The 9,766-nt window shown below is 73.8% G+C and carries 9 protein-coding genes; 6 read left to right on the top strand and 3 right to left on the bottom strand.

Annotated elements, in window-relative coordinates; all coding sequences use genetic code 11:
* Nucleotides 1-578 precede the first annotated feature (578 nt).
* Both ABD296_RS47760 and ABD296_RS47765 read left to right on the top strand, forming a co-directional pair.
* Nucleotides 579-1,556 carry an ATP-binding cassette domain-containing protein gene (locus tag ABD296_RS47760; RefSeq protein ID WP_344284598.1) on the top strand — a complete coding sequence of 326 codons (978 nt, stop codon included), beginning with the start codon at nucleotides 579-581 and terminating at the stop codon, nucleotides 1,554-1,556.
* Nucleotides 1,553-2,371 carry an ABC transporter permease gene (locus tag ABD296_RS47765; protein WP_344284601.1) on the top strand — a complete coding sequence of 273 codons (819 nt, stop codon included), beginning with the start codon at nucleotides 1,553-1,555 and terminating at the stop codon, nucleotides 2,369-2,371. The genes ABD296_RS47760 and ABD296_RS47765 overlap by 4 nt, the downstream gene beginning before the upstream one ends.
* 14 nt (nucleotides 2,372-2,385) lie before the next feature.
* Here ABD296_RS47765 and ABD296_RS47770 read toward each other — a convergent pair whose 3' ends face one another.
* The 3 genes from ABD296_RS47770 to ABD296_RS47780 form a co-directional block, all read right to left on the bottom strand.
* Nucleotides 2,386-2,619 carry a hypothetical protein gene (locus ABD296_RS47770; protein ID WP_344284604.1) on the bottom strand — a complete coding sequence of 78 codons (234 nt, stop codon included), beginning with the start codon at nucleotides 2,617-2,619 and terminating at the stop codon, nucleotides 2,386-2,388.
* Nucleotides 2,616-4,037, bottom strand: coding sequence for an amidase (locus ABD296_RS47775; RefSeq protein WP_344284607.1), 1,422 nt, complete (start codon nucleotides 4,035-4,037; stop codon nucleotides 2,616-2,618). The genes ABD296_RS47770 and ABD296_RS47775 overlap by 4 nt, the downstream gene beginning before the upstream one ends.
* Nucleotides 4,038-4,106: 69 nt before the next feature.
* The gene (locus ABD296_RS47780) at nucleotides 4,107-7,364 is read right to left on the bottom strand and encodes a BTAD domain-containing putative transcriptional regulator (RefSeq protein WP_344284610.1); all 3,258 of its coding nucleotides are present in this window, start codon (nucleotides 7,362-7,364) and stop codon (nucleotides 4,107-4,109) included.
* A gap of 78 nt (nucleotides 7,365-7,442) precedes the next feature.
* Between ABD296_RS47780 and ABD296_RS47785 the strand changes: the two genes are divergently transcribed.
* Genes ABD296_RS47785 through ABD296_RS47800 form a run of 4 tightly spaced genes read left to right on the top strand, consistent with a single transcriptional unit; the run spans nucleotide 7,443 to nucleotide 9,725 of the window.
* Nucleotides 7,443-7,700: a DUF7218 family protein gene (locus ABD296_RS47785; RefSeq protein WP_344284614.1), complete on the top strand. Its 258-nt coding sequence runs from the start codon at nucleotides 7,443-7,445 to the stop codon at nucleotides 7,698-7,700.
* Entirely contained in the window at nucleotides 7,700-8,059 is a 360-nt protein-coding gene (locus tag ABD296_RS47790) for a VOC family protein (RefSeq protein WP_344284617.1), read from the top strand. The genes ABD296_RS47785 and ABD296_RS47790 overlap by 1 nt, the downstream gene beginning before the upstream one ends.
* A complete protein-coding gene (locus ABD296_RS47795) occupies nucleotides 8,056-8,565 on the top strand; it encodes a DUF1360 domain-containing protein (protein WP_344284620.1) in 510 nt (169 codons plus the stop codon). The genes ABD296_RS47790 and ABD296_RS47795 overlap by 4 nt, the downstream gene beginning before the upstream one ends.
* A 59-nt stretch (nucleotides 8,566-8,624) precedes the next feature.
* Nucleotides 8,625-9,725 carry a baeRF2 domain-containing protein gene (locus tag ABD296_RS47800; protein WP_344284622.1) on the top strand — a complete coding sequence of 367 codons (1,101 nt, stop codon included), beginning with the start codon at nucleotides 8,625-8,627 and terminating at the stop codon, nucleotides 9,723-9,725.
* The last annotated feature ends 41 nt before the right edge of the window (nucleotides 9,726-9,766 follow it).

The following is a 9,766-nucleotide window of genomic DNA, read 5'->3' on the forward strand; positions in this document are numbered from 1 at the left end:
CACGCTGTTGAGTTCTCAAGAAACGGACACCCACCGCGCTCGATCCGCTCTCGCGAACCTCGCTCCGGGGCAACCCTTCTAACTTACCGGAACTTTCGATCCTGTCAACCCGACTCGCTGAGTCGATCTTCAGGTTCTCGGCCCGTCCGCCGCGCACCATCACGGGCGACCAAGATCGCCTGTGTCTGATCGTGCGCTGGAGTCCCCAGGGCCGGCCACCTTGCGGCGTCCTGCATCCCTTCTCGGGCCTTCCACTCAAGAGTACCTCGCTCCGAAGCAGGCTTCGAACCGTTTTCTCTCGGTAGCTTCCCCCGGGGCCGTCCGCCTCTCGGCGTCCCGCATCCCCTTGGGGCAGGAAGAACATTAGGCAGCCTCGTACGGTCCGTCAAATCGGCGGTGCCACCCTTTGGACACCTGGCGGACGGGCTCGGGAAACCCGCTGGTCACGGGGGTGCGGGCGGTCGGCGTCAGCGGCGTGTCAGTCGGGCGTCAGCGTCCGGGCGGCGATGTGCGCGCCGTGTCAGGGACCTCGCGGACGCTTGGCGATGTCAGCACGAGGATCTGTGAGAGGCCGACTGATGGACGATGTGATCCAGGCCGAGGGCCTGCGGAAGAGGTTCGGGGAGACGGTGGCCCTGGACGGGGTGGACATCGCCGCGAAGCGCGGGACGGTGCTCGGCGTGCTCGGCCCCAACGGGGCCGGGAAGACGACCGCCGTCCGGGTGCTCGCGACGCTGCTGAAGCCGGACGAGGGCCGCGCCGCGGTGTGCGGCTACGACGTGGTCAAGGACGCGGCGCGGGTGCGCGCGATGATCGGGCTGACCGGGCAGTACGCGTCGGTGGACGAGGAGCTGACCGGCACCGAGAACCTGGTGATGATCGCGCGGCTGCTGGACTTCGGCCGGGCCGACGCGAAGGCGAGGGCACGGGAGCTGCTGGCCCGGTTCCGGCTCACCGAGGCGGGGTCGCGTGCGGTGAAGACGTACTCGGGCGGCATGCGCCGGCGGCTGGACCTGGCGGCGAGCCTGATCAACCGTCCCGAGGTCATCTTCCTGGACGAGCCGACGACCGGGCTGGACCCGCGGGCGCGCAACGAGGTGTGGGACACGGTCCGCGAGGTGGTCGACGACGGTGCGACCGTGCTGCTGACCACCCAGTACCTGGACGAGGCGGACGCGCTCGCCGACCGGATCGCGGTGTTCGACCACGGCCGGATGATCGCGGAGGGGACGTCCGACGCGCTGAAGTCGCGGATCGGGCGGCAGACCCTCGCAGTCCGGGCTACCGAGATGTTCCGGACGGCGCAGCTCACCGCCATCGTGGCGGAGCTGACCGGCGAGCGGCCCGACGTCCAAGGGGCGACGGGCCTGGTCACGGCGCCGGTGCAGGACCCGAAGCTGCTGCCGGCGCTGGTCCGGCGGCTGGAGGAGGCGTCCATCGTGGCGGCGGAACTGTCGCTGCGGCTGCCGAGCCTGGACGAGGTCTTCCTCACACTCACCGGCCATGTCGCGGAGGAGCGGCAGGCCGACCTGATCTCCGAGGGGAGCATGGCATGAGCACGATGACCGTCGAGGCGCCCGCCACGTCCGGCCCGCCTGCGCGGATCAGCCCGCGCAGGACGCTGCGGCATGGGTTGACGCTGGCGTGGCGCAACATCGCGCAGCTGAGGCATTCGCCGGAGAAGCTGCTGGACACGACGCTGATGCCGATCGTGTTCCTGCTGCTGTTCCTGTACGTGTTCGGCGGTGCGCTCGCGGGCGACACGCACGCCTACCTGCAGCAGCTGCTTCCGGGGCTGGTGGCGCAGATGGCGATGTTCGCGACGATGGGTCTCGGGACGGCGCTGAACGAGGACATCCACAAGGGGGTGTTCGACCGGTTCCGGAGCCTGCCGATCGCCCGGTCGGCGCCGCTGATCGGGTCGGTGCTCGGGGACACGGTCCGGTTCCTGACCGTGATGGTCGTGCTGGTGGGCTTCGGCTCGATCCTGGGGTTCCGGTTCCACACCGACCCGCTGTCGGTGCTCGGCGCGTTCGCGCTGGCGTACGTCTTCTACCTGGCGGTGTGCTGGATCTCGGTGCTGGTCGGGCTGGTGGCGCCGTCGCCGGAGACGGTGCAGGGCCTGGCGTTCATCTGGGTGATGCCGCTCACGTTCGGCAGCAGCATCCTGGTGCCGGACACGTCCACGATGCCGGGCTGGCTGGAGGCGTGGACGAAGGTGAATCCGGTCACGCACCTGGCGGACGCGGTGCGGGCGCTCACCGTGGGCGGGCCGGTCGGCAACCACGTCTGGTACACGCTGGCGTGGGCGGCGGGGATCGTCGTCGTCACGTTCCCGCTGGCCATGCGCATGTACTCGCGCCGCGCCTGAACGGTACGGCGATGTCAGCGGGCGTCGGGGACGCCGGCCCGGAAGTGGAGCACCGGGTCGGCGTCCCTCGCTTCGGTCACCGCGTAGAGCATGTCGATGCCGGCCTTCAGGTACGGGTACTCGGCGGTCAGGTAGGCCAGCTCGTACGGTCCGGCGGGCAGGCCGCAGCGGGCCAGCATGGCCGCCACGTCCGCGCCGACCTCGGGGGTCGCGCCGGTCGGGTCGTCGGTGGGGACGGTCTCGGTCAACGGTCGTCTCCTTGCGCGGCGGCGAGGGGTGGGACGCGGAGATGCCAGTCGGTGACGCGCTGGTAGGCGTCGGCGGCGCGCAGGATGCCCGCCTCGCCGAAGGCGGGGCCGGCGAGCTGGACGGACAGCGGCAGCCCGGTGGCGGTCGTCCCCATCGGCGCGGCGACGACGGGGTTGCCGACGCAGTCCCAGTACGGGGTGAAGAAGAACCGGGACGTGGCGTCCACGTTGATGTTGCCGGCGGCGTCGGTGATGTCGGCGTAGCGCGGGGCGCCGATGCCGAGCGTCGGCGCGGCGATGAGGTCCACGTCGTCGAACAGGCGGGCGAGCGCCTGCTGGGCGACGCGGCGGACGCGCTGGGCCTGGACGTAGTCGGCGCCGGTGGCGAGGGCCCCTCGGGCGAGCGCGAGGCGGGTGGAGGGGGCGTAGTCGTCCCAGCGGGCGGCGAGGTCGGCGCGGTGGTAGGCGAGGGATTCCGCGCCCATCGTGACGAAGTTCGCAGTGATCGTCTCGGCCCAGTACGGGAGCGACACCTCCACGAGCGCGGCGCCGAGCCCGGCGAGGACGCGCAGCGCCTCGTCGAACGCCGGGGCCAGCGCGGGGTCGGCGTCGTCCGGGAAATGGTGGTCGCGGACCACGCCGACGCGGACGCCGTCGAGCGTCCCGTCGAAAACCGGCGGGGCGTACGGGAGCGAGGACGCGTCGGGGTCGGTGGGGTCGGGGCCGGCGATGGCGCCGAGGACGGCGGCGCAGTCCCGCGCGCTGCGCGCCAGCGGCCCGACGTGGTCGAGGCTGTAGCCGAGCGGGACGACCCCGGACTTGGGGACGCGCCCGAACGTGGGCATCAGGCCGGTGACGCCGCAGAAGGCGGCCGGGATGCGGATGCTGCCCGCGGTGTCGGTGCCGAGCCCGGCGAGGAACATGCCGGCGGCGACGCCGCCGGCGGTGCCGGAGCTGGAGCCGCCGGGCCAGGCGGCGGTGTCCCACGGATTGCGCGGGATCGGGAACGGCCCGGACGGGTCGGGCATCCCGCACGCGAACTCCATCGTGCAGGTCTTGCCGGTGATCACCGCGCCGGCGGCCTTCAGCCGGGCGACGACGGGCGCGTCGCGTCCGGCCCCCCACTGCGGGTCCAGGACGGTGCTCTGCGCGGTGGTCGGGCCCTCGGCCACCGCGATGACGTCCTTGATCCCGAACGGTATGCCGTGCAGCGGGCCCCGGTCGGCGCCGGCGGCGAGTTCCCGGTCGGCCTGCTCGGCGCGGGCCAGCGCGGACTCGTCGAAGCGGGCGAGGTAGGCGCCGAGGGAGCCGTCCAGCCGGTCGGCGGCGGCCAGGGCGTCCTCGGTGAGGCGGACGCTCGTCACGGCGCCGGCGCGCAGCGCCTCGGCGGCCTCGGTCAGGGTCGGCGGTGTCGGCACGGGCGGGACGCTATGCGGCGCGGTCGCGTCGCGCCGCCCCGGTCCCGGTGACCGGGAGGTCGGCGCCGGTCAGGCCGATTCGACGATGCCGGACACACCGGCGAAGAGGTCGTCGCGGGTGACGCGGCGGCCGCGCTCGTAGGCCTCCTCGAAGGCGGCCTCGCCGATCTCGCGTCGCACCGCGGGCACCACCCGGCGGACCTCGTGCGAGCCCTCGTGGCGGAAGCCCAGCAGGCCGTGCGCGGTGCCGAGCAGCTCCGCGGCACGGACGGGATGGCCGCGCGCCGCCGCGAGCGCCGAGAGCCCCTCCAGCAGGGCCGCCAGCAGCGGGTTGCCCGTGATCCAGTCGCGGGGGAGGTCGTCCCACGCGCGCGCGTGCCAGGCGGTCGCCGTCGCCAGGTCGCCCTCCTCCTCGGCGAGGCAGCCGAACCTGCAGTAGGTGAGGCGGATCTCCCGGCTGAAGTCGGGACGGCGCCGGCGCGGCTCGACCCACTTGTAGGCGCGGTCGGCGTAGTCGCGGGCGGTCTCCGTGTCGCCTTCCTGCAGCGCCAGGTCGCAGCGCAGGAGCAGGGCGGCCGCGGCGTCCGCGAACTCGCCGGCGCGCTCCATCGCCGCGGAGGCGGTGTCCAGGTCACGGCGGGCCTGCTCGACGTCGCCCATCATGGCGCGCACGCGCGCGACTGCGGTGAGCATCCCGGCGCTCGCCTCGGCGCTCATTCCCTCGCGGGTGTACCCGAGCGCCTCCTCGCCGTACCTGAGCGCCTCGGTGAGCTCGCCCCGCGCGAAGGCGACCTGCATCATGGCGCTGAGCCCCATGATCAGGCCCCACCTGTCGCCGAGCTCGCGGAACACGACGCAGCCCTCGGCCGCCTCGTCGGCGGCGCGGTCGATCTCGCCGGCGTTCAGCGCCATGTGCCCGAGGATCACCCGGACGATGCCGTGCACCCACGGGTCGGGGTGGTCCTCCACGCCGTGCAGCCGCCGCCGGGTCTCCTCCAGGTCGCCGGCGAAGATGCTGCTGGCCGGGCCGGCCAGGGCGAGGGCCGGGTGGCGCGGCGAGTCCGGGACGAACCGCATCACGCGGTCGAGGGCCGCGCGCAGCGACTCGTTCGTCGTCCCCTCGGGGGACGACAGCTCGGTGACGAGGTCGGCGGAGATGACGCACATGGCGTACTCCTCCTCCAGCCCCGGCGGCGCCGTGTCGCCCGCGATCCCGCGGACGGACCGGGCCCAGCCGCCCGCCTCCAGCTCCATGTCGCGCATCATCCAGAACCACACCAGGGCCGCGACGAGGCGCAGCCCCGCCCGCACGTCGCGGACGGCGGTCAGGTGGCGGAACGCCGCGCTGCAGTTGTCGCGTTCGGCGGTCAGCCGCGCGGCCCAGCGGAGCTGGTCGGCGCGGCGCAGCTCGGGTTCGGCGCGCTCGGCGAGGTCGACGCAGTACGCGGCGTGCTCGGAGCGGACGCGATCGGCCTCGCCCGCCTCGTCCAGCCTCTCCGCCGCGTAGACCCGGACGGTCTCCAGCAGCCGGTAGCGCACGTCGGCGTTGCCGTCCGCCATCACCAGCGACTTGTCGACCAGCGCGGCGATCACGTCGATGACGTCGTCGGGGTGGGGGGCGTCGGGCGCGTCCAGGCCGCACACCCGCACGGCGCTCTCCGGGGTGGCGCCGCCCGCGAACACCGACAGCCGGCGCAGCACGGTGCGTTCCGCGCCGTCCAGCAGGTCCCAGCTCCAGTCGACGACGGCGCGCAGCGTCCGGTGCCGGGGCAGCGCGGCGCGGCTGCCGGCGGTGAGCAGCCGGAACCGGTCGCCGAGCCGGTCGGCGACCTGCCGCGGGGTGAGCGAGCGCAGCCGCGCGGCGGCCAGTTCGATGGCGAGCGGGATGCCGTCGAGCGCGCGGCAGATCGCCACGACGTCGCCCGCGGTGCCGGCGCCGACCGCGAAGCCCGGGCGCACCGCCGCGGCCCGGTCGGCGAACAGCCGGATCGCCGCGTACCCGAGCGCGTCCGCCGGCTCGGGCCCGCCGTCCTCGGGCGGCAGCGGCAGCGACGGGACGGGGCACAGCGACTCGCCGGTGATGCCGAGCGGTTCGCGGCTCGTCGCGAGGATCCGCACGCCGGGGGCCTGGGCGAGGATGTGGCCGGCCAGCTCCGCGACCGCGTCGACGAGGTGCTCACAGTTGTCGAGGACGATCAGCATCCGCTTGGCGGTCAGGAAGTCGGTGAGCCGTTCGAGGGGGCGCGGGACGGTGCGGGCCTCCCCCTTGCGGACGGTGTCGGGGACGTCGAGGGCGGTGATCAGGGCCTGCACGAGGTCGCCGGAGTCGCTGACGGGGGCGAGCGCGACGAACCACACGCCGTCCGGCATGCCGTCCAGCAGCCCGGCGGCGGTCTCGCCGGCCAGCCGCGTCTTGCCCGCGCCGCCCGGCCCGGTCAGCGTGACGAGCCTGGACTCGCGCAGCAGCTTGCCGATCCGGCGCGACTCCTCCTCCCGCCCGACGAAGCTGGTGAGCTGCGCCGGCAGGTTCGTGCGCGGCGGCTCCGGCGCGAGGCTCGCGGGCGCCTCGGAAAAGGCCGGCGCGGCGGGCGCCACGGGCACGGCGGTCTCGCGGCGCAGGATCGACAGGTGGACGGCGGACAGTTCCGGGGACGGGTCCACGCCGAGCCGGTCGGCGAGCGCGTGCCGCGTCTCCTCGTACACCTGCAGGGCGTCGGCCTGCCGTCCCGCCGCGTACAGCGCCCGCATGAGCTGGCCGCGCAGCCGTTCGCGCAGCGGGTGCGCGGCGGCCAGCGGCTCCAGTTCGGCGACCGGCGGGACGGGCCTGCCGGCGGCGGCCTCCGCGTCCACCCAGTCCTCGACGGCGGCGAGGCGCAGCTCGCCCAGCCGGCCGATCGCCGCATGGGCGTAGTCGGCGTCGGCGATGTCCGCCAGCGCGGGACCGCGCCAGAGATCCAGGGCGCGGCGCAGCCCGTCCGCGCGGCGCGCCGGATCGTGCTCCTTGCGGGCGGCGGCGACGGCGCGCTCGAACGCGACCGCGTCGACCTCGCCCGGGTCGATCCCCAGCCGGTAGCCGCCCGGGCCGTGCTCGACCAGGTCGCGGCCCGCGACGCCGCGCAGCCGCGAGACCAGCGCCTGCAGCGCGTTGCCTCCCCCGGCGGGCGGTGCGCCGTCCCACAGGTCGTCCAGCAGCCGCTCGGCCGACACGGGCCGCCCGGCCTCGGCCGCCAGCCGGACCAGCAGCGCGCGCAGCCGTGGACCGCTGACCTCGACCGGTCGCGCGGCCTCGTCCCGCACGGCCAGCGGGCCCAGGATGCCGATGCGCACGTGTCCCCTTTCCGGAGGCCATTGTCCCCGATAAGGGGACTCCATGTGTGGACGGCGCATACCGGGTAGTCACTTCATATGCCCAGAGCACAGATCAAGGACGAGAAGAAGTACCAGAAGCTCCGCGACAAGGGCGAGAGCAAGGAGAAGGCGGCCCGGATCGCCAACGCGTCCGCGAACCAGGGCGGCAAGAAGGTCGGCAGCAAGGGCGGCAAGAACCCCTCCTACGACGACTGGACCAAGGAAGACCTGATGAAGCGGGCCCGCGAGATCGGCATCGAGGGACGCTCGTCGATGAACAAGTCCCAGCTGGTGAAGGCGCTGCGCGACCACTGATGGAGCTCGTCTTCGTCCTGGACTGTGCGGACCCCGACGCGCTGGCGGACTTCTGGGCCGCCGCCCTCGGCTACGAGCGCGGCGGCTACGACCCCCCGTACGTCGGCCTCACCGACCCCCGCGGCAGGGGCCCCCGCCTGCTGCTGCAGCGGGTCCCCGAACCGAAGACCGTCAAGAACCGCATGCACCCGGACCTGCGGGTCGCCGACATGGACGCCGAGCTGGCCCGCGTCACGGCGCTCGGCGCCACCGTCGTGCGCGGCCCGTTCGTCGACGACGGCTGGCCCACCACGGTGTGCGCCGACCCGGAGGGCAACGAGTTCTGTGTGATCGTCCCGCCCGGAAAGGAACAGGCATGAACACCGTCGTCGACACCGCCCGCAAGCAGAAGGACGAGTACGCCGGAGACGCGGACCGCCCGCTCGGCTCCTACCTCGGCACCATGGCGGTGTACGCGGTCACCACCGGCGCGATCGCGCTGCTGGCCTGGCGGCGCCGCGGCCGCACGCCCCCCGTCGGGCTCGGCGACCTCGCGCTGATGACGATCACCACGCACAAGCTGTCGCGGCTGATCGCCAAGGACCCGGTGACGAGCCCGCTGCGCGCCCCGTTCACCCGCTACTCCGGGACGTCCGGCCCCGCCGAGCTCGCCGAGGAGGCCCGCGGCCACGGCGTCCGGCACGCCGTCGGCGAGCTGATCACCTGCCCGTTCTGCACCGGCCAGTGGGTCGCGACCGCCTACGCGGCCGGGCTCGTCTTCGCGCCGGACGCGACCCGGCTGGCCGGCGCCACCATGACGGCCGTGGCGGGCTCCGACTGGCTTCAGCTGGCCTACGCCCGCCTGCAGCAGTCCGCCGAGGGATAGAACGCCCCAATCGCCACATTCTTTACGTTTGCCCCAGAGGGATCGGGTACGGCCACCCTATGGAGCTGTCATTCCTCAAGACGCTGTACCAACGCCCGGGCCCCTACGCGTCGGTGTACGCCGACCTCACCCGGACGACCGAGGACGCGTCCAAGGCCGCCGAGCTGCGGTGGCGGGCGCTGCGCGCGGACCTGGAGGCACAGCACGCCCCCGAGGCCACCCTCCGCGCCGTCGAGCAGGCCGTCCTCGACGAGATGGCCCTGCGCCGCTCCGAAGGCTTCGTGGTCTTCGCGGCGGACGGCGAGGTGGTGCACCGCGGCCGGCTCCCCGGCCCGCCCAGCGTCCCGCAGGCCACCGTCGCCCCGCTCCCGCACGTCGTGCCCTACCTCGCCGACCGCGGTGAGCGGTTCCCGCACCTGCTGGCCGTCGTCGACCGCCGCGGCGGCGCCATCGACTGCGTCCGCGCCGACGGACGCCACGAGCACATCGACGTCCAGGGCGACGAGGACTACCCGATCCGCAAGACGAAGGCGGGCGACTGGAACCAGTCCCGCTTCCAGCGCTCCTCCGAGAACGTCTGGAAGTCCAACGCCAAGAAGGTCGCGCACGAGATCGACCGCGCCGCCGAACGCTGCGGCGCCGAGGCCGTCCTCATCGCGGGCGACACCCGCGCCCGCAACGCCGTCCTGGAGGAGGTCTCCGAGTACGTCCTGGAACGCACCGTCGAGACCGACAAGAACACCAACGTCGGCGACCCCGACCTCGACGCCGAAGTGCGCCGCGTCCTGGAGCTGAAGACGACCGAACGGGTCATGGCCGTCGCCGAGCGCTTCGACCGCGAGCTCGCCAACGGCCAACGCGCCGTCGCCGGCCTCCCCGCGACCGTCGAGGCCGTCCGGCAGGGCCAGGTGGAGACGCTCCTGCTCGACGACGACCCGGACTCCCCCGCCCGCCTGTGGATCGGCCCGGAGCCCGGCCAGGTGGCCGCCGACCCCGACGAGCTCCGCAGCGAGTTCGGCGTCGCCGACCCCACCCCCGAACGCGCCGACGCCGCCCTCGTCAGAGCCGTCACCGCCACCGACGGCGACCTGGTCGTCCTCCCGTCGGACGGCCCCAACGCCAACCTCCACGTAGGCGCCGTCCTCCGCTACACAGCCTGACGAACCCATCAGAAGCCCGGGCGTGGGGGCGCAGCCCCCAC

Origin of the sequence: Actinomadura napierensis (genome assembly GCF_039529375.1) — a bacterium.
GTDB lineage: Bacteria > Actinomycetota > Actinomycetes > Streptosporangiales > Streptosporangiaceae > Spirillospora > Spirillospora napierensis.

Bases quoted from the DNA above. Each gene is read 5' to 3' on its own strand.
- ABD296_RS47795 (WP_344284620.1), top strand. From the start codon at position 8,056: ATGAACACCGTCGTCGACACCGCCCGCAAGCAGAAGGACGAGTACGCC.
- ABD296_RS47785 (WP_344284614.1), top strand. From the start codon at position 7,443: ATGCCCAGAGCACAGATCAAGGACGAGAAGAAGTACCAGAAGCTCCGC.
- ABD296_RS47765 (WP_344284601.1), top strand. From the start codon at position 1,553: ATGAGCACGATGACCGTCGAGGCGCCCGCCACGTCCGGCCCGCCTGCG.
- ABD296_RS47790 (WP_344284617.1), top strand. From the start codon at position 7,700: ATGGAGCTCGTCTTCGTCCTGGACTGTGCGGACCCCGACGCGCTGGCG.
- ABD296_RS47800 (WP_344284622.1), top strand. From the start codon at position 8,625: ATGGAGCTGTCATTCCTCAAGACGCTGTACCAACGCCCGGGCCCCTAC.
- ABD296_RS47760 (WP_344284598.1), top strand. From the start codon at position 579: ATGGACGATGTGATCCAGGCCGAGGGCCTGCGGAAGAGGTTCGGGGAG.